This window comes from Paenibacillus sp. GCM10023252 (genome assembly GCF_042653305.1).
In the GTDB taxonomy this organism is placed as follows: domain Bacteria; phylum Bacillota; class Bacilli; order Paenibacillales; family Paenibacillaceae; genus Pristimantibacillus.
The window spans coordinates 147,697-173,381 of the sequence record NZ_JBHSHW010000036.1 but is presented as its reverse complement, the minus strand read 5'-3'; the positions used below and the strand labels follow the sequence as shown (position 1 = coordinate 173,381).

Sequence of the window (25,685 nt, the reverse complement as noted above, 5' to 3'; positions counted from 1 at the left end):
AAAAGAAGAAAAGCTACGACTGATGTAAGATTGTATGGGTGGACTCCGGATTTAGGGGGCTGAGCCGTAAATGCACCTAATCCGGCTCTCTAATAGGGAGAACGTCGTCAATAGGTGCAGAAATGTACCTAATCCGGCTCTCTAGTAGGGAAGACGCCAGCAATAGGTGCAAAAGTGCACCTTTCAAAGCCGGCTAGTAGGGAGTGCGGAGGCCATGTGGAGGGGTTATGCCTCCTGGGCGGTCTTAAGTTACCTGAGTGTGAGGAGAACGGGGGGTTTAAGCCTTCTGGGAAGTCTTATTCAAGCTCACGCCCTTCGGAATAAGGGTATGCGGTGGAGTTAAGCCTCCTGGGCGGTCTTAAGTCACCCGAATACGATGGAATGTAGGGTTTAAGCCTTCTGGGAAGTCTTATTCAAGCTCACGCCCTCGAAATGAGGGCAAGCCGAGAAGTTAAGCCTCCTGAGCAGTCTTAAGCGTGCCGACAGCCACCCCTTGGTGGGGTAGTGTCTTTTTTTGGACCGAGGGTCAGGGTTAGGGGTTAGTCGGTCTATGTTAATATCCGAGTTAACAGGGAAGTTAAGAAGGGTACATGTTCGGAAGCAAGGGGGAACGGCAATATGGCAGGGGCAGGACCGAATTACCTACTTGAGATGAATGGCATCTCCAAGGAATTCCCCGGCGTGAAGGCGCTGGATGATGTGACGCTGAAGGTTCGACCTGGCTCTGTGCATGCCCTCATGGGGGAGAACGGAGCGGGCAAGTCAACGCTCATGAAGTGTCTGTTCGGATTGTATAAGCCGGATGCCGGCGAGATTAGAATGAATGGCGAAGTTGTTCAGATTAACAGCTCGAGGGATGCATTAAGTCACGGCGTCTCGATGATTCACCAAGAGCTTCACCCGGTTCCTCATCGCAATGTGATGGAGAATCTGTGGCTGGGACGGTTCCCGGAGAAGGGGATCTGGCCCTTCCGGTTCATTGATCACAAGCAGATGTACAAGGATACGGCGGCTCTGTTCCAGGAGCTGGATATGGAGATCGACCCGCACCGTCTGGTCGGCACGATGTCCGTCTCGATGGTGCAGTCCATTGAGATCGCCAAGGCGGTATCGTTCCGCTCGCAAGTTATCGTCATGGATGAGCCAACGTCTTCACTAACGGGCAATGAAGTGGAGCAGTTGTTCAAAATAATCAAGCAACTAAGAAGCCGAGGCTGCGCCATCATCTATATCTCTCACAAGATGGAGGAAATCCTTCGCATCTCCGATGAGGTGACGATCATGCGCGACGGCAAGTACATCGGCACCTGGCCGGCGGAGGAGCTCACGACCGACACCATCATTACGAAGATGGTCGGCCGCGACCTCAGCTCGCGCTACCCGGATCGGACGAACATCCCAGGCGGGACGCTGCTGAAGGTGGACAATCTGACCTCTCCGAATCGGCTCTCGTTCAAGAATGTATCCTTCGAGCTGCGTAAGGGTGAGATTCTCGGCATCGGCGGACTTGTCGGCGCGCAGCGGACGGAAGTCGTGGAAGCGCTGTTCGGTCTGCGTGCGATCAGCGAAGGCTCCATCTCTATCGGAGGACGCAAGGTTGCGATTAAGTCCCCGGTTGATGCGAAGAAGCATCGGATGGCACTGCTGACGGAGGAGCGGCGGGTGACGGGTATTTTCCCCGTGCTGTCTATTGAAGAGAATGCACTTATCGCGAACCTTGACCGCTATATGAATCCGCTGGGACTGCTGAAGCAGAAGAAGTACAAGCGGGAGATTAAGGCGAGCATTGAGAAGCTGCGGGTGAAGACGCCGAGCGTGGCGGAGCTGATCCGGAACTTGTCCGGGGGCAATCAGCAGAAGGTGCTGCTGGCGCGGTGGCTGCTGACGGAGCCGGACATTCTGCTGCTGGATGAGCCTACGCGGGGTATCGACGTCGGCGCGAAGTATGAGATTTACTCAATTATTGCGGAGCTGGCGAAGCAGGGGAAGAGCATCATTATGATCTCCTCCGAGATGCCGGAGCTGCTGGGTATGTCCGATCGGGTCATGGTCATGTGCGAAGGCCGGGTGTCCGGCATCCTGAACGGAACGGAGGCGACGGAGCAAGAGATCATGCGCCTCGCGACCAAGTACATGACTTCATAGGAGGGAGAATAACATGACGGCTGCAAGAATCAATGGTTTCCTATTGAAGTACGCGATCTATATCGTCCTGCTGCTGCTTATCGCGGGCATTGCGATCTCGGATCCTACGTTCTTATCGATTGATATACTACGAGATATTCTGCTTCAAAATTCTACCAAGGCCATTATCGCCCTAGGTGCGGCCTTCATCTTAATTACCGGCGGGACGGACTTGTCGTCCGGGCGGGTCGTGGGCCTATCCGCGGTCCTTTCTGCTTCTATGCTGCAGATGGCCGACTATCCGCGTAAGTTCTTCCCTAATCTGGGGGAACTGCCGCTCTTCGTTCCGGTCGTACTGGCGATTCTCGCCGGCCTCGTCGTTGGTCTGATTAACGGGATCATCGTCGCGAAGCTGCGCGTTCCGCCGTTCATCGCGACTCTCGGAACGATGGTCATCGTCTACGGGGCGAACTCGCTCTACTTCGACATGAAGCCGAATGAGTCGCAGCCGATCGGCAGTCTGCGCAAGGACTTCACCGATATTCTCGGCACGGGCTACTTCGGCAAGGACGGCACGTATTCCATCCCGTACATCGTTATCATCGCGATCGTCGTGGCGGTCATTGTATGGGTGATCTTCAACAAGACACGTCTTGGCAAAAACATGTACGCCATCGGAGGCAACGAGCAAGCCGCCGCCGTATCCGGGATCAACGTCTCCCGGAACCTGATCTACATCTACTCCATCGCGGGCGCGCTCTATGGTCTGGCCGGTGTGCTCGAAGCCGCTCGGACGGGAGGAGCGACGAACAACTACGGCAACATGTATGAGCTCGATGCCATCGCAGCCTGCGTCGTGGGCGGTGTGTCCACCGCGGGCGGCATCGGTACGGTGCCCGGCGTCATGGCAGGCGTGCTTATCTTCGGCGTCATCAACTATGGCCTGACGTTCATCGGCATCAGCCCTTATTGGCAGCTCATCATCAAGGGCCTCATCATCGTCGCGGCTGTGGCGTTCGATATCCGAAAGTATCTAGCTAGGAAGTAGTGAAGTAGGGGGCAGCCCAGCGAGCCGTGTTCGGCGATGCTGGGCTGTCTTAGTTGAGCGGGGGCTCGGGTGTGGATAGGTGCTGACGGGACATTTAGGCAGTCGCAGCGTGGCAGCAAGGCTATGGAACCACACGTTTTGCTAGTGGCGGTCCTATGATTTTGATTGCTAAGCCCCATTGAACGGCTATGCGGCGAACTGTAACATTGGAAGTAGATAGATAATCCGCAAGCTTACATCCCACCCTAGGATGTAGGCTTGTTTTGTATGGTTCAAATCATTTGACACCAGGTTGGGGATGTGGTTTCCTATTATCACACCATTCTGCAAAATATATCAAATTTCGACAAATACTTCGACAAATTTCGCATAATGGTGCTGTTGAGCAAAGCCAACGTCAGATTCTAAGCCCCGTGCGTACTTATGCAAAGTCCAACGCCGACTTCGCGATGTCCCACGCGGACTTACTAAGTCCGAAACGGACTCTAGCTGGAGGGTAGCCGTAAGATGAGATCACGACCTTCCCGGTTCTTCCTAATGCTATTGATCCTATGCGTCTTAGCAGCAGTGGTCACTACATGCCTGAAGAAGCGGCCATCCGAACCACCCGCGAGCCTCAGCATTCTGCCTCCCCACCGCTATGGGGCAGAGCTGGCGAAGGAGCCGCAGCTCGCGCTGCGCCAATTCATTGATATCGGCCTGACAGGGCCGGACGGAATCTACACGAACTACTTCGATACTGATCAAGCTTCGGAGCAAGCGACCGGCCATGAAGTGCTGAGCGAGTCAGCCGGCCTGACCATGCGCGCTGCCGCGCTGAACCGAGGGCACTCCCGCTTCGACGAAGCGTGGGAGCAGGCGAAGCGTACCTTCGACCTCACCACAGGGTTCAGCTACCGCTACAGCCCGAAGCTGGCGAAGCGCTACACGCTGAATGCTGCGGTAGATGATCTGAGAATGATCCGCGCGCTGTATGAGGCAAGCGAGATTTTCACAATAGAGAAGTACAAGACCTTAGCCGACACCTACAGCCGCCGCTTCTTCCTGCACAATGTGAAGAATGGGTATCTGTACGACTTCTACGACGAGACCTACAAGATCACGAATTCCTTCATTACCTTATGCTATATCGATCTATTGACGCTTAAGCAGCTGCCTATTCCGCTTGCGGAGCGGCAGACGCTCCTGACGAATATGCAGAACCTTGCAAGTGAAGGATATCTGACCGACGAATTCCCATTCTATGAGACCAGATATGATTATTCCACCCAGGCTTACAGCAATCCTACCCACAATCGAATCAACACCGTAGAGTCGCTCCTGACCATCCTGCACTTGGCCGAGGTTCAAGCGCATCAGCCTGCCAGCATCGCCTACCTGAAGGAGAGAGTGACGAAGGGCGATTTGTATGGTCAGTACACGCGTGAAGGCGTTCCGACCACGACGATTCAGTCGACGGCGATCTATGCGATAGCGGCGATGATCTTTTCTCAGGTAGGAGACGTGTATATGTACAAGGAGAGTATTGCGCGGATGAATCAGTACCAAGTGCAGCAGGAGGGCAGTCCGCTGAATGGCGGCTTCGGCGACCCTGCGACGGGTCAGGCCTATTCCTTCGACAACTTAATGGCACAGCTGGCTTACGCTTACTGATTACGAATACACCCCCACACATCGCAGCCTATGAAAAGAGGTCCACAACATGAACGCATCCGAAGAGATTCGTCCTACACAACTTAATCGAATCCTTGCCTCCTCCGGACGTTATCTAACCCCCTCCTTGGCTGCTGCTATGGGTGTCTTCCTGATTACAGTGGTCGCGCTGTTCATGCCTCCCTACATTGGCATGGCGGATAACGGCGACTACTTCCGGGTGCTGTACAGTAATGGCCTGTCCCAGATTACCCCGGATTACGGCAGCCAATACTTAGGCTACTTCATCAAGCAGTTCGGCATTCTTCACTACTATAACGAGTTCGAGGACGGCTTCTTCTCCTCCCAATCCTTGTTCATCCAGCTCGCCCTAGCACTTAACAAGGTGTTCTACAGCAGCCAGCTGTTCGATGTGCGCTTCCAGGCTGCTATTCTGCTCGTGCTGCATACGGCAGCGGTCTACTTGTTCGTGGAGAGTCTGACCTGGAGAGTGCCGCGCAAGTACGGCTACCCCATCGCGGCTCTTGCTGTGTTCATATTCGCGGATACGGCTTATACCGCTTACTTCAGTTCGTTCTACAGCGAAGGCATTGTTCTCATCATGCTGCTGTTCCTCTTATCCGCCGGCTTGCTCATCTATCGGCAGCGCTATCCTGATTGGGCGCTAATTGCCTTGTTCGCGATTAGCTCGCTCATCCTGACGACCAGCAAGCAGCAGAATGCACCAGTCGGCTTAATAGTGGCCGCTGCGGGGGTCGGACTGCTGTTCCTTCGCAAGGCGAAGTCCTTCCGTGCAGCAGTCGCCACTTGTCTAGCGGCGGTTATGCTGGCTGGTATCGGCACCTATGTGCTCATTCCGCAGGAATTCGTCAATATCAACAAGTATCATGCGATGACGCGGGGGGTGCTGCTCAGTGCGGAGGATCCGGAAGAGACACTGGGCCAGTTCGGAATCGATAAGCAATATGCCATTCTCAAGGATACGATCTACTATGCCCCTTATACGACGGTGGATGTGAATTCTCCCTTGCTCGAGAGCGAATTCTACAGCCGGTACGGCTTCGGATCCATTCTACTCTACTATGCCGCTCATCCTGGGCAGTTGAACGACATGCTGGCGCTCGCTGCCAAGAATGCCTTCACCATCAGGCCGGAAGCTATGGGCAACTATGAGAAGGCTACGGGTCGATCCTTCGGCGAGCAGACCCGCTTCTTCACCGGCTACAGCTTGCTGAAGCAAGCGTTAGCGCCGAAGACATTCGGCTTCATCGTCATCTGGATGATCCTCATTGTTGGTCTGTATCTCCCTTCCTTCTGGTCAGCCTTCAAGGCGAGGGATGCGAGAGGGGCACTGCGACTTCCCCTGCTCCTAATGCTCATCCTCATTGGGCTGTCCGGTATCCTCGTCTCGATTATCGGAGCAGGGGATGCGGATCTGGCGAAGCATGAATTCCTGTTCACAGCGGCCTTCGATCTAGTCACCTTCGTCGTAATCGCTGATCTCGTCCGGCGCAAGCTGTGGCAGAATGATTCAGCGGTTGAGGAGGCGGGAGGATGAGGAACAGGCAGACAGGTAAGATCAAGACTGGAATTGCGCTGCTTCTCCTGCTTACCCTACCGCTGGCGCTGCTTCCTGTACAGGCTGAAGCGAACGGGGTGAACGATGCCGCTGCTCCGGCCCCCCATGTCCTGCTCGTCTACGATAGCTTGGCACGGGGGACCACTCGTGAAGGCAATGTGGAATCGCTCCAGCTGATGCTTGCTGCCTTCGGAGCGAAGGTGACGATTCTCTCCATGGATGACTATGAGCCCGCTATGTTGCGGAGCTATACCAAGGTTGTGGCGGTTCACAATCAACCTGGTGGAGCATCAGGTCCAGCCGGCTCCAACAGAGAAGCCTACAACCATGACCTGACGGTCTACAATGGTGATTATATGTACATCGGTTCCTCTTCCTCCTTGCCAGACAACGTAAGGAAGGAGCTTCAGCTGAAGACCGTGGAGGCACAAGCTGACGGACTGGACGCTCTGCAGCTCACAATGGGGCAGTGGTCACAATCGGCCATTCCAGTGGAAGGGATCGACTATGTCACCGATGTGAAGGAGGATGTGGTCCGCTATGGCACACTCACCTCTGAGATCAGCTCCCTGCAATCTCCTTATGCCATTCGAGGAGGGCCTTACGCAGTAGTCCCTTATTATGAGCGGGGGAACCTGAGTGAGCTGGCCATTAGCTATGTTCTGCGGGATTGGCTCGGTATCGTGCCCGCTGAAGCACAGACCTACCTTCTGGTTCAAGATGTCTATCCCTTCAGTGATCTAGGTCTGCTGACCAAGCTGTCGGATGAGCTGTATGAATCGGGAATTCCCTTCCTCATCAGCGTACAGCCGGTGTTCAGCAACACCGATTACCCTGCTATGCAGCGGTATGTCGATGCGCTGAAGCAGGTGCAGTCGAATAACGGAGCAGTGCTTGTGAATGCCCCTGTCGTGGCCTCTACCTTGCAGCCGGATCAAGTGACCTTGCGGACCCAGATGGCCTCCTTCCTCGATGTGCTGACAGAGGGCGGAGTCGCGCCGCTTGGTGCTGCGGCAGAGCTCTATTGGTCCTATGATGAGCATTATGCCGTGCAGGGTCTCAGCTTCTTCGACTCGGGGGTGCTTAGGCGGACGGAGCGTCCGATGTACCGTGTACCGACGAACACGTCGAAGCCGTTCCGCTCCTCCTTATACCCTTTGTCTCCAGATCAGCTGGCCGCATTCGAGCAGGATGGACCTGTGATGAGCGGGCTGCCGATCAATACGGCCCTTACGATTGGGCTGCCGAAGAGCGAGGAGGAGCTGGAGCAGACCGTTCAGATGCTCCAAGAGCTGTGGATTTCCTTCTCCGACTACAAGCTGGAGCACCATCGCGTTCGGACGGATGCGAACACGGTTGAATCTCGGAATGGGCAGCTGATACTTAACGGGGAAGTGATTGGTCTTGATGAAGAGCATCTCCCTATCACCGAGGACTTCAAGTATACGGAAGAGCATCGGAAGAGCTTTACGAGGCTGTTTGCTTGGCAGAATAGATTTTTTGTCGCGGTCATTATTCTATCATTAATCGTGTTCGGCATTCTGTTCCGAATCGGCTACAAGCTGCATCGGCGCAAGTATCTGAAGTGAGGAGGACCCTATGACTATTGCAGATATTCTCATGTTGATCGCGGTAATCTGTATCTGGTCGCTGCTGCTCGTCAATGTGGTCTTAATCATTGCCGGATACTTGTACTATGTGAAGTCGGAGCAGGAGCCAGCGCCAGAGATCAAGGGCGAGCCCCCGATGGTCACCATCATGGTGCCTGCCCATAATGAGGGCAAGGTCATTACGAAAACGGTGGAATCGCTGCTCGCCCTCGACTACCCGCATGACCGGTATGAGATTATTGTCATCAACGATAATTCCTCCGACAACAGCAGCGTGCTGCTCGGTGAGCTTCAAGCTAAGCATCCCGGGCGGAACCTCATTATTATTAATACAGACAAGATTACAGGCGGCAAGGGCAAGTCCAATGCGCTGAACATCGGCTTCCAGCAGAGCAAGGGAGAGCTGATCGCCATCTATGATGCGGACAACACCCCGGAGCGGACGGCCTTGCGCTACCTAGTGGCTGAGCTTACGAATGACAGCACCCTTGGAGCGGTCATCGGCAAGTTCCGCACACGCAATCGGGATACGAATCTGCTGACGCGCTTCATTAATATTGAGACGCTGTCGTTCCAGTGGATGGCACAGGCGGGGCGGTGGAGGCTTTTCAAGCTGTGCACGATTCCGGGGACGAACTTCATCATGAGGCGAAGCATCGTGGAGGAGATTGGGGGTTGGGATGTGAAGGCGATTGCCGAGGATACCGAGATCTCCTTCCGCATCTACATGATGGGCTACCGAATCAAGTTCCAGCCGAAGTCCGTCACCTGGGAGCAGGAGCCGCAGACCGTCAAGGTATGGTTCAAGCAGCGAACGAGGTGGGCGAAGGGCAACATCTATGTCATTGTCAAAAACATCCCGCTCCTCTTCGACCCCGCCGCTCGCAACATCAGATTCGACATTCTGTATCTGCTATCGATCTATATTCTGTTGCTCACCTCGCTCGTCATGTCGGATCTGCTGCTTATCCTGCATGCGCTTGGTTATGTCCATACGACGATCGCTGGATTCAGCTCATTCTTGTGGGCTCTTGCTATTATTCTCTTCATCGTGGGGACCTATATTACACTGACGACGGAGAAGGGCGAGCTGAATCTGTCGAATCTATGGATCATTATGTTGATGTATGTGACGTATTGCCAGCTGTGGATGGTGGTAGCTGCGTATGGCCTAGTGCTGTATATCAAGGACCAGATCTTGAGGCAAGAGGCGAAGTGGTACAAGACGGAACGCTTCTAGCGTAGACAGAAGGGGAGTGGAAGAATGAGTAGGATAAGGAAGAGGGGAAGGATAGCAGGACTGCTGGCAGCCATGCAGCTGGTTATGGGAGCTGCCTTGCTGGTCGGCAGCGGGGCAGGCGTTGGCGCTGCTGCGGCTGCGGGGTCAGCGGCGACGGTGTCTCCTGAGGGTGTTGGGGCAGCAGGGATGGCGGCGACCGTGTCATCAGATGCTGTTCCGGCCGCAGCGGGATCAGCTTCCGGTAAGGGACAGGGCACACCGCAGATCTATTCGGTGCGCTTCGCGAATACGGAGGATTCGCTGAACGGTCGTGTGGCGTCCAGACAGCAGTACTGGGAGATTGCGGACTACTGGGACGTCAGCGGTGCGAGTATTACGCTGGATTACCAGGTAACACCTCTAGCTGTTGTGGAGGAGTCGAGTGCGACGCTCACGGTGAACGGTGTGAAGCTGCACTCGTTCCGCCCTCAAGTGAAGGATGGATCGAAGCAGCGTCTGCGAGTGGAGGTGCCGAAGGAGCTGCTCGTTCAGGGCAGCAATGTGCTGTCCATTGAAGCGAATACCCGGACAGGTGAGCGGATCGAGCTGTGCACGCCGGAGGACAGTCGGGACAACTGGCTGCAGCTGTACGAGACCTCGAGGATTGATGTGAAGTATCAATGGAGGCCCATTAAGGCCAGCATTGGTGACTTCTCCGAGCGATTCGAAGGCATGGATACGGTTCGTGCCGGTGCAGGGGCGATAGCTGTGCCGGAGGATAGTCTGCCGGCTGAGCTGGAGTCCGCGGTCTATGCGCTGTCGGGCTACGCCAAGGGGAACACCCTGAAGGACAAGACCATTCCACTACTAGCATTCGGTGATGCTCGGCTGGCAGACAAGGGACTCGTTGTAGCCATTGGTCTGTACGACCGGCTGCCGGATGAGCTGCTGAAGCAGCTGGGCACTGAGCAGGAAGCGGCGCTTGCTGGAGGCAAGGCCATCTTGACGCTCGTTGACGTTGGTCAGCGGCCTACGCTGATTATTACGTCGAAGGAGGAGAAGATGCTCGTGCGGGCGGGCCGCTTCGCAGCGAATCGGGAGCTGATGGCGCAGGCGGACCGTGCCACTGTCGTTGTGGGTGAAGACACAGCGGTGGCCTCGCCTACCGCTGCGGCAAGCCGCACGGTTGCATTGACTGAGACGGGCGATAAGCTGACCGGTGTATCCCATCAGGAGCGCACCTACTTCATTCGTCTGCCGGCGAATCGCTCCCTGGCAGACAACAGCAAGCTGAGCCTCGACTTCCGCTACGCGAAGAACCTGGACTTCAGCCGTTCGATGGTCACCGTTCTAGTGGATGATAAGCCGATCGGCAGCAAGCGTCTGAGCGAGGCCGTGGCGAATGGAGATCAGCTGAAGCTGCCTATTCCGAAGAACCTGGATATCTCGGGTAATTTTGCCGTGACGGTGGCCTTCGATCTGGAACTGGAGGAAGTGGTATGCGCGGCGAATCAGCAGGGGCAGATGCCATGGGCTTACGTGACGAAGGATTCCATCCTTCAGCTGAATACGAAGGATCGGACGGAGCTGCTGCTCAGCAATTATCCGTATCCGTTCCTACGTGACGGGATGTACAATCAAGTAGGCGTGGTTGTGCCTAAGGACCGGGACACCTACGTGTATGAAGCGATCTCGAACTTGTTCAATCTGCTTGGGCAGTCGGCTGAGAGCAATATGGGTGAGGTGCGATTCTACGAGGGGGATACGGCTGCCGCTGAAGAGCTGAAGGATCGGAATCTGATTGCGATCGGCTCCTATCCGTCGAATAAGGTTATTCGCGAGACTAATGATAAGCTCTACTTCCGCTATGCGGAGGATGGCTCAGGCTTCGTGTCCAATGAGAAGATGAGCATTGAGAAGGAATATGGCAAGCGGATTGGCTCGCTGCAGCTGCTGGAGTCTCCGTATGCCGATGGACATGGATTCATGGCCGTAACCGGAGCCAGCTCGGAGCTGGCGGCCATGGCCTCCAAGCTGGTAGCAACGGAGAGTAACGTATGGAAGGTATATGGAGACGGAGTGCTGGTGGACCGGGATGGCGGGCTGAATGCCTTCCGATTCAAGGTGAAGGCTGAGCAAGGTGAACCTGAGCTGGTGGATGAGCTGCTGGAGCGTGGAGATGTGCTGAAGTTCACTGTTGCCGCCGTGCTGGTGATGGTCATGGTGCTGTTATCGCTTCTGTTCCTCTACCGGAAATACCGCAAGATCGGAGGGGAGCGCGAATGAGGCGGAGATCGAGTTACCTCCTATCGGACGGAGCCTTGCTGCTCCTGTTCGTCCTTTGTTTTGTTAGTGTGCTGTTCACGGCGGGGGATCCGAACCGATACGTGGAAAATATTATTTTCCTCAACGGGGCCTTCCTGCTTGCCATTGTCACTTACTTCACCACCGTAACGACCGGACTGATCCTGAACATTCTGTTCATCTTCGGGTTCGGGACCTACACGCTGTATCAGGCGGTCGTTGAGGGAGAGGCGGTCGGCGCTCAGAGCTACTTCTGGCTGATCATGACGCCGGCCTTCACAGTCGTTGTCTGGATGCTTACTCTTGCCACGAAGCGGCTTCAGGCGGATAATGAGCGGCTGCAGCGGGCCAACAGCCGTCTGGCTACACTGGATGAGAGTACGAGCCTGCGCAACAGCTTGTCGTTCCAGAAGGACGCTTCTGTCTTCATGGCAATCTCGGAGAGGTATAACATCCCGCTCACGCTGCTCGTCATGAATGTGAAGTATTGGGATGAGCTGAAGCGGATCGTCAGTGAGGACGAGATGTCGGAGGCAGTCCTCGAGCTGTCGAAGCTGAGCGAGACGAGTCTCCGGACGAATGACTCTCTGTACATGCTGAACAAGGACAACCCGACATGGGGCGTGCTGCTGTTCACTGATCGCGAGGGGGCTCGTGTCGTTGTTGAGCGGCTGAAGCAGAAGATTGTCGAGTTGGGTGCATCCGAGTTCGAAGGCAAGTTCAAGGTTGAACTCAACCTGCGCATCGGGGTGCTGGAGTACCGGCCAGACGAGATCCCAACGCCGCTCGACTTCATCGTCAAGGCGCGCCAGCAGCTGGAGTATGATGTGTAGGGTGGGCGGTTGAGGCGGAATGAATGCCCCTCCAGTGCCCAGCTTCCCCATGCCGAAGCGTCTAGTGCTGAAAATCAGCACTAGAGCAGGCGGGCCGCCACACAAAGTCAGCCGCACTTGAACGCGATTGCAATTTTCTGAGAGAGGCGATGAGATGAAATTTAGTTATAGTAAGGTGCTCATTGCATTATTATTCACTCTATCAGGTTGCTCAATGAAACAGGCGGATCCAACGACATTGGTAACTTTGGATCAAGTTGAAGAAGCCTTTCGTACAGAAGGTATACAACTAGTTCCTAAACAATTATCTGACGATTGGAAGATAAGGAAAGTTAAAGCAAATCAATACGTAGTTGATAATACTCAACCATACGATCAAATTTTTATATACATCTTTGCTTCAGAGGAAGCTCGTAAAGATGGGCGTAAAAATTTTGATAAACAAAAGGAAAAAGAAGAATACAACCATGACATCTACGAAAGTAAAAATGTCTTAGTTGTTTATTGGAATCAAGAAAGCAGTAAAGACACTTCATTCAGCAAGACAGCTATGGACGCTCTGCACAAGTCATAGAGCCTATTCTACATAAAGTCCGACTCTAGAACGGGCAGACCACATGGTCCGCCCGTTTATTTGCATGCACATTATCAATCGCGATAGACTTGCTGATCACGTCTGCTCCCTCTCCCGCCAGGCCTTAGGGCTGAGACCCGTCCACCGCTTGAATTGCCTGCTGAAGTGTGCGGGAGCTGTGTAGCCCAGCTGATAGGCGATCTCCTCGATTGAATCCTCCGGCTGTGCCAGCCGCTGCTTGGCTGCCTTCAGCAGGATGCTGCTGTAATACTCCCTTGGCGGAATACCATACACCTGGGTGAAAATCCGATTACATTGGGACTTGCTGAGCTTCAGCTCATCGGCTGCACACCGAAGCCAATCCCGGGAGGCGGAATGGCCATCACTCAAGGAGCGGCGGCTGATCCATTCCTCCAGGAAGGCTGCAATTCGAATCGCCTTCGCAGATTGCTCGGATGGGAGCTCATCCATCGAGCTCGTCTCTAGGATTGATTCCGCAGCTGCAGCTAGCACCTCCATCACCGCAGCTTGCTGATGCATACGTGCGATGCTTGCCGTTCTCCGGCTAGACCTATTGGAGTCCAACAGATGCCGCAGCTTGCTATGGATACAGGACGCTCCTTGCTGCGATAGCTTGTGCCACGGCCTACAGGCGAAGAGTGAATTCAGGAAGTAGTCATCCAGCTTGGCGTGCAGGGTGAAGTACTCCATCGGCTGATCTCCTGCATTCCAGCAATGATGAACACTGCCCGGACGTATAATCAGAACATCTCCCGCCTGCAGCAGGACCTCCTCCTCAATGAAGCCTACATATTTCTCTCCTTCAAAAACAGCCAACAGCTCAATCGTATTATGCTTGTGATGATGAAACGACCAATCGGCCGCCACAATCCGATGGTGCATATAATAGATGTCCATGCTTTGCTGCGTATCGGCAAACAAAGTTTCCTGCAGCACATGCTTATTCGACATGGCGGTCCATCCTCCGTTCAGACCATGCGTTCTTTGGGTAAGCACTTGCAACCTAAGAGTATGGATACACCTTAGCCTGCGCGTTACCATGATTATAAACATTATGCAATCAAAGGGGTATAAGCGGATGGCGAAGGGAAATATTTTTTACAACGCTCACCACTGTCCGATTGGGGCAATGGCTACCTTCACACTTGGAATGAAGGGGAACAAGGGAGGGTTCGGTATCGAGCTGAGTAAGCCTTCCGATCAAAATATATACATCGGACTGCAGGATGCTGTGGATCCTGTACGGTACAATCTACTGCCGTTCTTCAAGTACCAGGAGGATGAGAGCTCGCAGTTCGACGTAGAGAAGACAGAGAATCAGGGCAAGGTCCGGCTGAAGCCGTTCCCCTCTGAATCGATAGAGCGGGATTATCAGCTGACATCGGATATCTGAAGCAGGCGCTGCTTCCTTCCATTCTCTGTGAGGTTGAGGTGGACAATACAGCGGGCAGCTATACCCGCCGTGCGATATTCGGTTACGTTCGGACAGATCCCTACTATGCGCTGCGCCATCTGAACGATACACAGAGCGGCTTGGAAGGTGTGGCATACGGACGGCAATTCGCTATAGCGAGCAAGGATGCGGATGTGCATAGTGCTGTCGGTACAGGCATCAACACGCTGCTCGAGGAGGAGCATGTGGACAATTGGAAGGGCGGTCTCGGTGCGACAGCCCTTATGATTATGGAGGTTCCCGCAGGCGAGCGGCGCACATATCGGTTCGCAGTCAGCTTCTATCGGGGCGGGCTAATGACGACGGGGTTGGACGCAACGTACTATTATGCACGTTACTTCCAGTCCGTTGAAGAGGTAGCCGCTTATACGCTTGAGCGTTATGATACCCTGCGCGCATCCATGCTGGAAGGAGGCAAGCTGACCGAAGTTCCACACCTTACGGAGGATCAACGCTGGATGCTGAACCACGCCATTCGCAGCTACTATAACAGCACCCAGCTGTTCGATCATGGCGGAGAGCCGCTCTGGGTTGTGAATGAAGGCGAGTACAAGATGATTAACACGTTCGACTTGACTGTTGACCATCTGTTCTACGAGATGAAGATGAACCCGTGGGTCGTGAAGAATACACTTGACCTGTTCGTGGACCGCTATTCCTATGAGGATAAGGTGGGGCTCCCTGGAGAGGAGGCGGTCTACCCTGGCGGCATTAGCTTCACACACGATATGGGTAAAATCAACTCATTCTGGAAACCCGGTTATTCCTCCTATGAGCGAATGGGATATGAAGGCTGCTTCTCCTATATGACACACGAGCAGCTAACCAATTGGGTGTGCTGTGCAACGGTATACGTAGCACGGACCAAGGACCAGGAGTGGGCCGAGAAGCGGTTGCCTGTATTTAGGGCCTGCCTCGAGAGCATGGTCAATCGGGATCACTATGATCCAGCTCAGCGTGATGGACTGATGAGCCTGGAGAGCTCCCGTACCCGCGGCGGTGCGGAGATTACGACCTATGACAGCCTCGATACCTCGTTAGGTCAGGCGCGCAACAACATCTACCTGGGGAGCAAGAGCTGGGCCTCCTACGTCGCGTTGGCCAAGCTGTTCCGTGAAGCAGGCGAGCCCGAGCTGGCTGCGCAGGCGGAAGACCAGGCTCTTCGATGCAGCCGCACCATCACCGCTCATGCCACAGCAGAGGGCTGGATTCCTGCGGTGCTGGAGGGCGACCATCCGTCGAGGATCATCCCTGCAATTGAAGGCCTAGTCTTCGTATATATGATTGGGAATGCGGATGCTCTCCAGCCGGACGGACCGTACGGCGAGTACATCCAGGCGCTGAAGCGCCATCTGGAGACCGTCCTCGTCCGTGGAATCTGCCTGTTCGAGGATGGCGGTTGGAAGCTCTCCTCCACGAGCATCAATTCCTGGCTGAGCAAGGTCTATCTGTGCCAGTTCATCGCACGGCACATTCTCGGTCTGCCGCAGGACGAGGCACTTCTTCGCGCGGACAGCACACATGTAGAGTGGCTGCTCCATCCGGAACTATCCTATTGGTGCTGGAGTGACCAGATTATCTCTGGACGTATTACAGGCAGCAAGTATTATCCACGGGGTGTTACCTCCATTCTGTGGCTGGAGGAGGGGAAGCTAGCATAAGTGTTGGCGGAGCAAGGCAGCGAATTCCAGAGTTCCTTATTGTGAAGCAGAGGAACACAGAACAGGCAGACCCTAGGGGCTGCCTGGTTATTAACGTTCGTATTTATAGTGACTATAGTCCATATTATTGAAGCTTGTTCAGGGGTATCATGCTATACTTGGGAACAGGGACAAAAATGAGGTGGAGCGGTCACGGCGCATCCTTCCGAGAGGAGGTGATGCCACGTGATCCACTTGTGACGCGTAAGATCTACCGCTGGGTGAGACGCAAGATCAACAAGCAAAAGAAGGACAAGGCACATCCGTGAATATTCTTTTGCCAAAGGAGGGGCTGGAGGTGGGTGAGATCACTTTATTTAATAGACGTAAATTATGGATAGTTGGACTCATACTCGTCCTTCTTGGAACAGCAGTATGTTTCATCATAAGCAACAAACATATGAGTGGGACGTTATATTAATTAAAAAAGGACGTAGTTCTTGGAAAGTCGTGGAATAGCCACATGCAACATGAAGGAGACTCACTATGGAAACTAAAGGAAAGATAATCGCAGCTATTCTATCCGTGAGCATTCTGGCTAATGTATGGGGAGCCTATCACTTACATACAGTCAAGCAAGATAATCAAGAAGAAATGTATCGGCTGTATCAGAATTCTACTATATTCGAAGGTCACTTGAGTTCTGCAGTTTCCTCCATGGAGAATGTACTTGTCAACCGGAGCAAAAAGCCGGATATTAAGGTCATAAGCAGCATGCATACGCTTGTTTTTGCTACTGCTGGATTAAGTTATTTCTTCGATTACAGTGCTGAATCAGCCCTAGGTGTACAAAGCCACCTCTCTACAACACTAGGGCTATACGAGAAAGATATTTATAAATTCTATTCAAAAGCAATGAAGGGGGAACTAACGGACAAAGATTGGGAGCAGCTTAAAATAACGACCGAGAAATTGAAGGAAATAACTATTATTCTCGATCGTGATAAGCTCTTCCAAGCGGATAAAGAAGAGCTTACAAAGCTTCTAGCCCAACTTAAAGATTAATTCCGACTCTGCTGCACCTAGGCGGGGGCATCTGTCTCCCTGCTGCCATCTGCCTCCCTTGACGGAGCGGACATTCGCATCAACCACCCGATATAGGTTATGATGGGGGGAACATATTCTATAGGAGTTGTGTGCAGATGGCGGAAGAAGAGATCATCCTGACGAAGGAAGGTCTGGCGAAGCTCGAGGAAGAGCTGGAGGATCTGAAGGTGAGAGGGCGCAGGGAGCTGGCGGAGCGGATTAAGCTAGCGATCAGCTACGGCGACCTGAAGGAGAACAGCGAGTACCACTCAGCGAAGAACGACCAGTCCTTCATGGAGACACGGATCATCATCCTTGAGAAAATGATCAACAAAGCCAGTGTCGTAGATGCCTCCGAGCTCAGCTTGAGCAAGGTTAGCGTAGGGTGTACGGTTGTACTTCACGATATCGAGTTCGATGAGAAGCTCGAATATCGGATTGTCGGCGCAGCCGAGGCGAATGTCGCCGAGAACAACATCTCATATGAGAGCCCGCTCGGCGCGGCGCTCATGGGCAAGGAAGTGGGCAGCGTCATCGCAGTCGCTGCCCCCATGGGTGAGATTCAATATAAGCTGCTCGAGATTCGAGCGTAATCGCACGCCATTGAAGGTGGCAGCCCCTGCAAGGTCGTATGGACCTGGCAGGGGCTGTTTTTTGTTTTTTTTTGCAACGCTGGTGGGCGTTCGTCTATACTCCCGGGCTGCTGCCTGCATAGGCTGATATCATCTAGTGGAGCGAGGAGCTGAGCCAATGCCTGGTAAGGTGCGCAAGAGGAACCCTGCTGGGGATCTGGATCTCCAACTCGATCTGTCTGCTGACGATCTGGCCTTGTTGTCCGCTGTCATTATTGTTGTAGGGGATGTGCTAGGGTTGTTATCCGTATTGAAGGCAAGGCTTGAGAGCAGCGAAGAGGAGAAGGAAGGGAAGAGGTGAAGGGATAGTGGCGAAGGATACAGGCATTACGTCAGATCAGCTGGCTTATCTTGCTCTTACCCTGTCATTCATAGGAGACGGTATAGGGCTGCTTGCATTAGAGAAGCTTAAGGAGGAGACAGAAGCGGATGCTGGAGCAGGATTGGTCGAACGCAGGAAGGCTCAGCAGACACAGAGAGCGATGCAGCGAATGCTGAAGCGCAGGCGGTAGATCATTCATGCACACCTGCTGACTGACAACTCTTATCTGTCGGCGTACTCGTTCTACTCTCTCGAGAAGATTAGTTCAGCAGAGGGGGTGTCAGGGGTTGACGCAGGGTTCAGCTCCTTGTATAGTTGTATGTACAAACAATATTAATGCGGTTAGAGGGAAGAAGAGGTGGATGGTCCATGTTAGATGACTATGCTAAGCATTGCATGTTCTTCGCGTCGAATCTGCTGAATCGCTCATTAACCAAGATGGCCGATGAGGCATTCGGGCCAACAGGACTGTCACCCACTTACGGCTTCCTGCTGATGGCCGTTGAAGAGAAGCCCGGTATCACGCAGAAGGAGCTGGGAGAGGCTCTGCATGTGACTCCGTCCACCATTACCAGGTTCATAGAGAAGCTGGTCTACAAGGGATTAGTCACTTCACGCACCGAAGGCCGCATCTCTCGCATTGACCTGACCCCAAGCGGGCAGCAGCTCATGGTGACGGTGAAGCAGGCGTGGAAGAGTCTTGGTGCACGGTATTCAGAAGTACTTGGCAGCGAGCAGGGGAAGCAGGTTACCTCACTATTGTACGAGACGGGACGTAAGCTGGGGCAAGAGGGGTAGTGACGATACTCTGTCAAGAGCGGGCATGATGCAGAGGCAGGGTATTTTATTTCAATTAATTAGTTGTATGTACACACAATATGAAGAGGAGAGGAACAACTATGAGAACCTTAGTAATCGTTGCACATCCCCGGATGGAGGCATCCAGAGTGAATCGTGCGCTTGCCGAGACGGCGGCCACAGTTCAAGACGTCACCGTTCACAACCTATATGAAGTATACCCTGACGAGAAGGTGGATGCAGCACGGGAGCAAGCTCTGCTGGAGGCACATGACCGTATCATTCTGCAATTCCCGTTCTATTGGTACAGCTCCCCCTCGCTGCTGAAGAAGTGGCAGGATGAAGTGCTCGCCTATGGCTGGGCTTATGGTTCCGGGGGGGATCGCCTGCACGGCAAGGAGCTTGGACTGGCAGTCTCAACCGGCGGACCTGCGGAGGCGTATCGTCCAGACGGATATAACCGATATACGTTAGAGGAGCTGCTGCTGCCGCTGCGTGCAACAAGTAATCTTGTCGGCACCATTTTCCTGCCGATCTTCTCCTTAAGCGGAGTGCGAACGATGACCGATGAGGAGCTGGCAGGTCACGCACAGTCTTATGCTGCGTACCTCACTCAGCCGATAGCAGAAGTTTCTCATCAGAAGTAAGCTGGCTGCTCCGTTCCTCTTGGGAACGGGGCTTTTTTTTATAACCTTCTATAGAGCTGCTGAGGCGAGTTCGTTGATTATATAACATAAAGAATTGATTATATGGATAGCCAATGGTCGGGACGATTCTCTACACTGTATTCATCAAGGATGAAGCGGCAGAGAGGAACGATGCAGACCATGATTAATAACAAGCTTCCCAAGGTATGGTACGGTGGAGATTATAACCCGGAGCAATGGGACCGAGCGATCTGGGCGGAAGATATGAAATTATTCGACAAGGCGAATATTGATATCGCTACGATTAATGTATTCAACTGGGCGATGCTTCAGCCGAGCGAGGAGGAATATGACTTCTCGGTGCTCGATGAGGTGATGAAGCATCTGCTGGATCACAATATTGGGGTGTGCATGGGAACGAGCACTGCTGCTCACCCTGCCTGGATGGCGAAGCGATATCCCGATATTCTGCGCGTCGATTGGGAAGGGCGGAAGCGGAAGTATGGCGGCCGGCATAACTCCTGTCCGCATAGTCCCACCTACAGGAAGTACTCGGTTAGGCTTGCGCGCAAGCTTGCCGAGCGATATGGAGATTGGCCGAATCTGCTGATGTGGCATATCTCGAATGAGTATTGCGGCTACTGCTATTGCAATCAGTGCGCAGCCGCGTTCCGGACATGGCTGAAGGGCCGATACGGTACGCTTGATCAGCTCAATACAGCATGGTACACCAGGTTCTGGGGACATACCTTCTACGATTGGGAGGAGATCGTACCGCCCAATATGCTTAGTGAAGGGGTTCACTGGAACTATCAGCGCAGCAATCAGAACAGTATCTCGCTCGACTATTGCCGGTTCCAATCCGACAGTCTGCTGGAGTGCTACCTGCTGGAGAGAGAGGAGCTTCGCGGCATCACGCCGAGTATTCCGATTACAACGAACTTCATGGGGACCTACAAGGAGCTGGACTACTTCCGGTGGGCGAAGGAGCTCGATGTCATCTCCTGGGACAGCTACCCGGCTCCCCATCAGCCGCCTAGCGTCAACGCGATGACGCATGATCTGATGCGCGGCTTGAAGGCAGGCCAGCCGTTCATGCTCATGGAGCAGACGCCAAGCCATGCGAATTGGCAGCCCTATTGCAGTCTGAAGGTGCCGGGAGAGATGCGGAAGTGGAGCTATCAAGCCGTATCACGCGGTGCGGATACCGTCATGTTCTTCCAGCTGCGCAAGTCAGCCGGCTCCTGCGAGAAGTTCCACGGCGCGGTCATTGAACATGCCGGGCATGGCAACACGAGGGTGTTCCGGGAATGTGCAGAACTCGGGGCAGAGCTTGCCCAGCTGGGAGAGGCCTTCCTCGACGCTCGTGTAGAGGCCGAAGTCGGCATCCTGTACGATTGGGAGAACCGCTGGGCGGTCGAGCTGTCTAGCGGGCCAAGTAATGATCTTGACTATGTGAACGAGGTTCATAAGTTCTATGGTGCGCTGTACGCGGAGCATATTCAGACGGACTTGGTTGGACTAGACGCGGACTGGAGCAGATATAAGGTGCTCATCGCTCCCGTACTCTATATGGTGAAGCCGGGTGTGGCGGACAAGCTGGAGCAATTCGCTCGGCAAGGCGGCACCATCATTACCACCTACTTCTCCGGCATTGTGAGCGAGAGCGACTTGGTTACAGTTGGCGGCTATCCTGGGGAGCTTCGTTCCTTACTCGGAATCTGGTCGGAGGAGATTGATGCTCTGTATCCTGGGAAGCACAACAAGCTCGTGCTGGAGCGGCCGTTCCCAGGAAGTGAACAGCTTGAATACGCTTGTGAATTCCTATGTGATCTCATTCATGCTGAGACCGCAGAGGTGGCTGCGGTATATGGAGGAGACAAGTTCTACAAGGGCCGTCCTGCTCTCACGGTGAACAAGTATGGCGAAGGGGAAGCTTGGTATATGGCAACGACGCCGGAGCCTGCGTTCATGCAAGCGTTCCTACGGGAGAGATGCGAGGCGGCTGACATTAAGCCGCTCATTCCGAAGCATCCCGGCATCGAAGCGAGTCGGCGGACGAAGGACGGGGTTCATTATCTGTTCCTGCTTAATCATACCGAGGCCGAGATTGAGGTTCGGCCGGAGCTGCGGCAAGCAGCTGTGAATATCCTGAATGGTGAAGCGGCAGCGGAGGCGATTATGATTCCTCCGCAAGGGACGGTTATATTAACCTATCCCAGTTAGGTTTAGTTTTGCTTATGCTCCGTTCCTCTTGGGAACGGGGCTTGTTTGTGTCTTTTTTTTCTGTAGTAACCACCTGTTGTTCCTGACGCTGCTTATGTCTGCCTATAGCCCTATCGAGTCATGACGGAACTTCCGCCAGTTGCTATAATGCTCTGGAAGTCTATAGACAAGAGAGAATACAGAGAACAGATCAGAGAATAGGGGAAGATACGGCGATGAATGAACAGAAGGTACATGGAGACACGGCTGGCCGTGCTGGACTATATCGCTTCATCTGGCGCTGGCACTTCTATGCCGGGCTGCTATTCGCACCAATCCTAGTCATGTTGGCGGTGACTGGAGGACTCTATCTATTCAAGCCTTATGTGGAGCCTCTGATGCATCCGGGCTTGCATAACGTGCAAGTTGGAAGCGAGGCGCTGCCTCCGAGCAAGCAGCTTGCCGCCGTGGCGGAAGCTTATCCTGATGGTTATGTGATGTCGTTCACCGATGTGGACGATAAGAAGCGGGCGACGGAGATTGGCCTGATGAAGGGCGATACCGCGTATACCGTATTCGTAAATCCCTATACGGGCAAGTTGCTCGGCGAGCTGCAGAATGACAAGCGGCTAATGAGCATCCTCATTGCTCTGCACGGGGAGCTGATGGTTGGCGAGAAGGGAGACATCATCGTTGAGCTCTCCGCCTCTTGGGCCATTATCCTGCTGGCGACCGGCCTCTATCTCTACTGGCCGCGCAGCAAGCAGACATTCCTGGACGTATTCCGCATTCGTATGAGGCAGGGGAAGCGCTTGTTCTGGCGTGATCTGCATGCGTCGACCGGCTTCTGGATGTCGGCCATTCTACTGGTGCTCATCTTGACCGGCCTCCCTTGGGCGAGCTCATTCGGAGATCGTCTAGGTAAGGTCGTCGAGGCAGGCAACCTGTCGAATGCACCGGTGAATCTGTATGGAGCAGAGTCGACGATGGTCATGAAGGATGTTGCAGAGACGAACTGGGCCGCGGAGAATCTTCCTCTTCCTGAATCTGTCTATGCTCATACGGGTATGCTTCCCATTGAGTACATGATTCAGCTTGCAGCGGATAAGCAGATAGAGCCCGGCTACACGGTTACGATGCCGGAGGGCGACACCGGTGTGTATGTAATCTCCACCTATGGCTGGGCGGCGAAGAGCGTGAGCAACTATGCTACAATGAATATCGATCAGTACAGCGGGGAGGTGCTAGTCGATTACCGCTGGAAGGATTACAGCCCCTTCGACAAGACGGTTGAGATCGGCATCGCTCTGCATGAAGGCCGTTACTTCGGCTGGCCTAATCTGCTGATTGGCTTGCTGGCTTGCTTGTCACTCGTTCTCATCGCAGCGAGCGGTATAATCATGTGGTGGAAGCGCCGGCCTGCGGGCTCCTTCGGTGCTCCTGCTTCAAGGAAGCTGGAAGGCAACCGTGTGCGGATCGGACTTATTGTCCTTACGATCCTCTTAGCCGCACTGATGCCGCTAGTAGGGATATCTATTTTAGCAGTTGTCGTGATTGATCTGATCGCAAGACTGGCCAGGCGCCTGCGTCGTTCCTAGCCAGATGTTAGAGGATAGGAGCTGCACCCGATAGATGATGATGAAAAAAACAGAAAAACAAAACGGGCTAAACAAACTAGCCCGAAAATTAAATAGGCTACCGCTGCTCCTCGCGCTATCCGTTATGATGCTGGCTCTCGCTGGCTGCGGAGGCAGCGGGGAGAAGGGCTCGACCCCTTATCTCGACGGGATAAGCGTCTCTCTCGCCGACGAGTCTACAGGCGATTCCTTAGACCATAAGTATACCGTGAAGCTGAGGGATGCGGATGGTAAGCCGGCAGAGATCGACTCGGTAGGTCTGTCGCTCACGATGACTGGCATGGATCACAAGCAGGAAGCCGAGCTGGAGCCTGCAGGCGAAGGTGTCTATGAGGTGAAGCTGACCATGCTCATGAACGCGAACTGGCGCAAGGTGGTCATCCTGAAGAAGGATAATCACGTCCGCAAGGTCGCAGGTGCAGCGATTCGCACGCAGCTGAAGTAGAGGGAGAGTGCGTCTGCGGACTCACTGTCTATAGTCTTATTCATCAGCGGCATTGGACCATGCTGTAACGAGGAGTGAAGGTGTGAACAACGAACGGCAAGACCATCTATCAAGCCGTGTGCAGGAATGGGCTGTGCAGGCAGCAGCGGGTAAGGGCGCAATCGTCCTTGGGACGGAGCGCCTGTATGGCGGAATGTCTGCATTGATGCATAAGGTAATCTTACAGAGTGCAGAAGGGGCTATCAGGCAGATCGTAGTTCGACAGTTCACGAACCAAGACTGGCTGCAAGAGGAGCCCGATCTAGCACGCCATGAGGCAGGAAGCCTGCGTCTGGCAGGGAGAGCAGCTATACAGACACCTGAGCTCATCGCTTACGATGAGTCAGGCACGGATTGCGGGATACCCGCTGTCGTCATGTCGATGCTGCCGGGGAGAGTGATCCTGCAGCCGCCAGATCGGGATACATGGCTGGACAAGCTGGCTGAAGCCCTTGTGCGAATCCATGCGGTAGATATAGAAGCGGCCTCGCCTGATGACGCAGATGGATTCCATTGGCGCTACTCTAGCTATCAGAATCATGACACCTTCGAGGTACCCGAGTGGTCCCGTTATCCAGAGCTGTGGACACGGGCAATTGCAATCCTTAGAGGAGGCGGGCCCAAGAGCCCGACCTGCTTCATCCACCGGGATTACCATCCGAACAATGTGCTGTGGGAGGATGGGGCAGTGGGCGGTGTAGTAGATTGGGTGAACGCCTGTGAAGGTCCACCGGGCGTTGATATCGGTCATTGCCGGGTGAACCTCGCTCAGCTGTATGGCATAGATGAAGCAGACAGCTTCCTTAGCGCCTACATGCGCTATTCCCATGCGCTACTGGATACAGAGTTCGATTACAATCCGTATTGGGATCTGGTCTCCCTGGCGGATATCTTGTTCGGTCCGCCTACCGTCTACGCCGGCTGGACGGATCTCGGTATGACAGGCCTCACGGATGAGCGAATAACCGAGAGGCTGGACGAGTACTTCGTCAGCATCATGCATAGGCTCGAGTAGCCCGCACCGCTCATCTATGGTCCGGCTGTCCGCGTTCAGGACTTCAATCGATAGATGAGCTGCACGACACCAGAGGAGAATGTTCTAGTATGAACCAGCTTCAAGTTCAACCTCTGACCAATATCCATGAATAGCGGAGTACCTGATCCCAGTACCACAGGATGGACGGACAGTCTGAACTCATCCACTAGGCCTAGATGAACGAAGGTTTTAATAAGCTTCCCGCCGCCATACAGCCAGATGTCTTTACCTGGCTTCCTTTTTATTTTATCAACTTCGTCGGCAATCGAATCATTGATGAAGATAGCGTGATCGTCAGTCCCCTGCTGCTTCCTGGAGAACACATATTTTTGTTTACTATGGATTGAATCCCACATCTCCTGTTCTGATTCTGTAAGCTCCGTATCTGGCGTGAATTGTCCCCATAAGTCATAGCTCTTCCTTCCGTAGAATATCGTATCAATCTCGTTCAAAAAGTCATGGAAATTCATATCAGGGTCCATGATGCACCAGTCGACTTCCCCGTTAACCCCTTCAATAAATCCGTCTAAAGTAACGGCTAAATCCAAAATAACCTTTCGTGTCATCCCAAACTGCTCCCCTCGACAATTTCCTTGATCTCCACCCATTATAAAACTTAAATAAGTCATCTTCCGTCTTATATATAACCAGTCGCAACTGCGACTATCCTCCTTGGCTACCGTCTAGACAGCATGATAGACTGAAGGCAGCTATGTACAATTACTATTCTCATCCAGATAGGGGGTGATGCAGTATAAGTACCGGGAAGGAAGGGAGTCT

21 protein-coding genes and 1 pseudogene are annotated in these 25,685 nt (G+C 53.7%); 20 read left to right on the top strand and 2 right to left on the bottom strand.

All coding sequences use genetic code 11. The features are described 5' to 3' along the window. The first annotated feature begins 618 nt into the window (after positions 1–618). From ACFO9Q_RS20650 to ACFO9Q_RS20610, 9 genes are all read left to right on the top strand, one after another. Positions 619–2,145, top strand: a complete 1,527-nt coding sequence (locus ACFO9Q_RS20650) for a sugar ABC transporter ATP-binding protein (RefSeq protein WP_379185462.1) — start codon at positions 619–621, stop codon at positions 2,143–2,145. Between the two features lie 13 nt (positions 2,146–2,158). Next, positions 2,159–3,172: a galactose/methyl galactoside ABC transporter permease MglC gene (gene mglC / locus ACFO9Q_RS20645; RefSeq protein ID WP_379185461.1), complete on the top strand. Its 1,014-nt coding sequence runs from the start codon at positions 2,159–2,161 to the stop codon at positions 3,170–3,172. A 507-nt stretch (positions 3,173–3,679) separates the two neighbouring features. Then, a complete protein-coding gene (locus tag ACFO9Q_RS20640) occupies positions 3,680–4,825 on the top strand; it encodes a hypothetical protein (RefSeq protein WP_379185460.1) in 1,146 nt (381 codons plus the stop codon). A 49-nt stretch (positions 4,826–4,874) separates the two neighbouring features. Next, positions 4,875–6,383 carry a hypothetical protein gene (locus ACFO9Q_RS20635; protein ID WP_379185459.1) on the top strand — a complete coding sequence of 503 codons (1,509 nt, stop codon included), beginning with the start codon at positions 4,875–4,877 and terminating at the stop codon, positions 6,381–6,383. Beyond that, positions 6,380–7,993, top strand: a complete 1,614-nt coding sequence (locus ACFO9Q_RS20630) for a hypothetical protein (RefSeq protein ID WP_379185458.1) — start codon at positions 6,380–6,382, stop codon at positions 7,991–7,993. Before ACFO9Q_RS20635 ends, ACFO9Q_RS20630 begins: the two co-directional genes overlap by 4 nt. 10 nt (positions 7,994–8,003) lie before the next feature. Continuing rightward, positions 8,004–9,254: a glycosyltransferase family 2 protein gene (locus ACFO9Q_RS20625; protein ID WP_379185457.1), complete on the top strand. Its 1,251-nt coding sequence runs from the start codon at positions 8,004–8,006 to the stop codon at positions 9,252–9,254. Positions 9,255–9,278: 24 nt separating this feature from the next. After that, a complete protein-coding gene (locus ACFO9Q_RS20620) occupies positions 9,279–11,519 on the top strand; it encodes a cellulose biosynthesis cyclic di-GMP-binding regulatory protein BcsB (RefSeq protein WP_379185456.1) in 2,241 nt (746 codons plus the stop codon). Next, entirely contained in the window at positions 11,516–12,370 is an 855-nt protein-coding gene (locus tag ACFO9Q_RS20615) for a GGDEF domain-containing protein (RefSeq protein WP_379185455.1), read from the top strand. The genes ACFO9Q_RS20620 and ACFO9Q_RS20615 overlap by 4 nt, the downstream gene beginning before the upstream one ends. A gap of 154 nt (positions 12,371–12,524) precedes the next feature. Further along, entirely contained in the window at positions 12,525–12,944 is a 420-nt protein-coding gene (locus tag ACFO9Q_RS20610; protein ID WP_379185454.1) for a hypothetical protein, read from the top strand. 96 nt (positions 12,945–13,040) lie between these two features. Here the strand turns inward: ACFO9Q_RS20610 and ACFO9Q_RS20605 are convergent, their stop codons facing one another. After that, positions 13,041–13,916 carry an AraC family transcriptional regulator gene (locus ACFO9Q_RS20605; RefSeq protein WP_379185453.1) on the bottom strand — a complete coding sequence of 292 codons (876 nt, stop codon included), beginning with the start codon at positions 13,914–13,916 and terminating at the stop codon, positions 13,041–13,043. Here ACFO9Q_RS20605 and ACFO9Q_RS20600 point away from each other — a divergent pair. The 11 genes and pseudogenes from ACFO9Q_RS20600 (at position 13,855) to ACFO9Q_RS20550 (ending at position 24,884) form a co-directional block, all read left to right on the top strand. After that, positions 13,855–16,079: pseudogene (locus tag ACFO9Q_RS20600) on the top strand (glycoside hydrolase family 52 protein). The gene ACFO9Q_RS20605 and the pseudogene ACFO9Q_RS20600 sit on opposite strands and share 62 nt — an antisense overlap. Positions 16,080–16,604: 525 nt before the next feature. Continuing rightward, entirely contained in the window at positions 16,605–17,123 is a 519-nt protein-coding gene (locus ACFO9Q_RS20595) for a hypothetical protein (RefSeq protein WP_379185452.1), read from the top strand. 137 nt (positions 17,124–17,260) lie between these two features. Then, positions 17,261–17,737, top strand: coding sequence for a transcription elongation factor GreA (gene greA / locus ACFO9Q_RS20590; RefSeq protein ID WP_379185451.1), 477 nt, complete (start codon positions 17,261–17,263; stop codon positions 17,735–17,737). Positions 17,738–17,894: 157 nt separating this feature from the next. Next, positions 17,895–18,077: a hypothetical protein gene (locus ACFO9Q_RS20585; protein ID WP_379185450.1), complete on the top strand. Its 183-nt coding sequence runs from the start codon at positions 17,895–17,897 to the stop codon at positions 18,075–18,077. 7 nt (positions 18,078–18,084) lie between these two features. Then, positions 18,085–18,288, top strand: coding sequence for a hypothetical protein (locus ACFO9Q_RS20580; RefSeq protein ID WP_379185449.1), 204 nt, complete (start codon positions 18,085–18,087; stop codon positions 18,286–18,288). A gap of 179 nt (positions 18,289–18,467) precedes the next feature. After that, complete coding sequence (locus tag ACFO9Q_RS20575; protein ID WP_379185448.1) at positions 18,468–18,896, top strand: MarR family winged helix-turn-helix transcriptional regulator; 429 nt, start codon at positions 18,468–18,470, stop codon at positions 18,894–18,896. 101 nt (positions 18,897–18,997) lie between these two features. Next, a complete protein-coding gene (locus ACFO9Q_RS20570; RefSeq protein ID WP_379185447.1) occupies positions 18,998–19,543 on the top strand; it encodes an NAD(P)H-dependent oxidoreductase in 546 nt (181 codons plus the stop codon). 180 nt (positions 19,544–19,723) lie between these two features. Next, positions 19,724–21,769: a beta-galactosidase gene (locus ACFO9Q_RS20565; protein ID WP_379185470.1), complete on the top strand. Its 2,046-nt coding sequence runs from the start codon at positions 19,724–19,726 to the stop codon at positions 21,767–21,769. 215 nt (positions 21,770–21,984) lie between these two features. Next, the gene (locus ACFO9Q_RS20560) at positions 21,985–23,346 is read left to right on the top strand and encodes a PepSY-associated TM helix domain-containing protein (protein ID WP_379185446.1); all 1,362 of its coding nucleotides are present in this window, start codon (positions 21,985–21,987) and stop codon (positions 23,344–23,346) included. A 124-nt stretch (positions 23,347–23,470) separates the two neighbouring features. Further along, a complete protein-coding gene (locus ACFO9Q_RS20555; protein ID WP_379185445.1) occupies positions 23,471–23,830 on the top strand; it encodes a FixH family protein in 360 nt (119 codons plus the stop codon). Between the two features lie 82 nt (positions 23,831–23,912). Continuing rightward, a complete protein-coding gene (locus tag ACFO9Q_RS20550) occupies positions 23,913–24,884 on the top strand; it encodes a phosphotransferase family protein (RefSeq protein WP_379185444.1) in 972 nt (323 codons plus the stop codon). A gap of 35 nt (positions 24,885–24,919) precedes the next feature. Here ACFO9Q_RS20550 and ACFO9Q_RS20545 read toward each other — a convergent pair whose 3' ends face one another. Further along, positions 24,920–25,471 carry a dihydrofolate reductase family protein gene (locus tag ACFO9Q_RS20545; protein ID WP_379185443.1) on the bottom strand — a complete coding sequence of 184 codons (552 nt, stop codon included), beginning with the start codon at positions 25,469–25,471 and terminating at the stop codon, positions 24,920–24,922. Between the last annotated feature and the right edge of the window lie 214 nt (positions 25,472–25,685).

What these genes read in the sequence shown, in the direction of transcription:
- ACFO9Q_RS20650 (WP_379185462.1), top strand. Translation starts at nt 619, where the DNA reads ATGGCAGGGGCAGGACCGAATTACCTACTTGAGATGAATGGCATCTCC.
- mglC (WP_379185461.1), top strand. Translation starts at nt 2,159, where the DNA reads ATGACGGCTGCAAGAATCAATGGTTTCCTATTGAAGTACGCGATCTAT.
- ACFO9Q_RS20640 (WP_379185460.1), top strand. Translation starts at nt 3,680, where the DNA reads ATGAGATCACGACCTTCCCGGTTCTTCCTAATGCTATTGATCCTATGC.
- ACFO9Q_RS20635 (WP_379185459.1), top strand. Translation starts at nt 4,875, where the DNA reads ATGAACGCATCCGAAGAGATTCGTCCTACACAACTTAATCGAATCCTT.
- ACFO9Q_RS20630 (WP_379185458.1), top strand. Translation starts at nt 6,380, where the DNA reads ATGAGGAACAGGCAGACAGGTAAGATCAAGACTGGAATTGCGCTGCTT.
- ACFO9Q_RS20625 (WP_379185457.1), top strand. Translation starts at nt 8,004, where the DNA reads ATGACTATTGCAGATATTCTCATGTTGATCGCGGTAATCTGTATCTGG.
- ACFO9Q_RS20620 (WP_379185456.1), top strand. Translation starts at nt 9,279, where the DNA reads ATGAGTAGGATAAGGAAGAGGGGAAGGATAGCAGGACTGCTGGCAGCC.
- ACFO9Q_RS20615 (WP_379185455.1), top strand. Translation starts at nt 11,516, where the DNA reads ATGAGGCGGAGATCGAGTTACCTCCTATCGGACGGAGCCTTGCTGCTC.
- ACFO9Q_RS20610 (WP_379185454.1), top strand. Translation starts at nt 12,525, where the DNA reads ATGAAATTTAGTTATAGTAAGGTGCTCATTGCATTATTATTCACTCTA.
- ACFO9Q_RS20605 (WP_379185453.1), bottom strand. Translation starts at nt 13,916, where the DNA reads ATGTCGAATAAGCATGTGCTGCAGGAAACTTTGTTTGCCGATACGCAG.
- ACFO9Q_RS20595 (WP_379185452.1), top strand. Translation starts at nt 16,605, where the DNA reads ATGGAAACTAAAGGAAAGATAATCGCAGCTATTCTATCCGTGAGCATT.
- greA (WP_379185451.1), top strand. Translation starts at nt 17,261, where the DNA reads ATGGCGGAAGAAGAGATCATCCTGACGAAGGAAGGTCTGGCGAAGCTC.
- ACFO9Q_RS20585 (WP_379185450.1), top strand. Translation starts at nt 17,895, where the DNA reads ATGCCTGGTAAGGTGCGCAAGAGGAACCCTGCTGGGGATCTGGATCTC.
- ACFO9Q_RS20575 (WP_379185448.1), top strand. Translation starts at nt 18,468, where the DNA reads ATGTTAGATGACTATGCTAAGCATTGCATGTTCTTCGCGTCGAATCTG.
- ACFO9Q_RS20570 (WP_379185447.1), top strand. Translation starts at nt 18,998, where the DNA reads ATGAGAACCTTAGTAATCGTTGCACATCCCCGGATGGAGGCATCCAGA.
- ACFO9Q_RS20565 (WP_379185470.1), top strand. Translation starts at nt 19,724, where the DNA reads ATGATTAATAACAAGCTTCCCAAGGTATGGTACGGTGGAGATTATAAC.
- ACFO9Q_RS20560 (WP_379185446.1), top strand. Translation starts at nt 21,985, where the DNA reads ATGAATGAACAGAAGGTACATGGAGACACGGCTGGCCGTGCTGGACTA.
- ACFO9Q_RS20555 (WP_379185445.1), top strand. Translation starts at nt 23,471, where the DNA reads ATGATGCTGGCTCTCGCTGGCTGCGGAGGCAGCGGGGAGAAGGGCTCG.
- ACFO9Q_RS20545 (WP_379185443.1), bottom strand. Translation starts at nt 25,471, where the DNA reads ATGACACGAAAGGTTATTTTGGATTTAGCCGTTACTTTAGACGGATTT.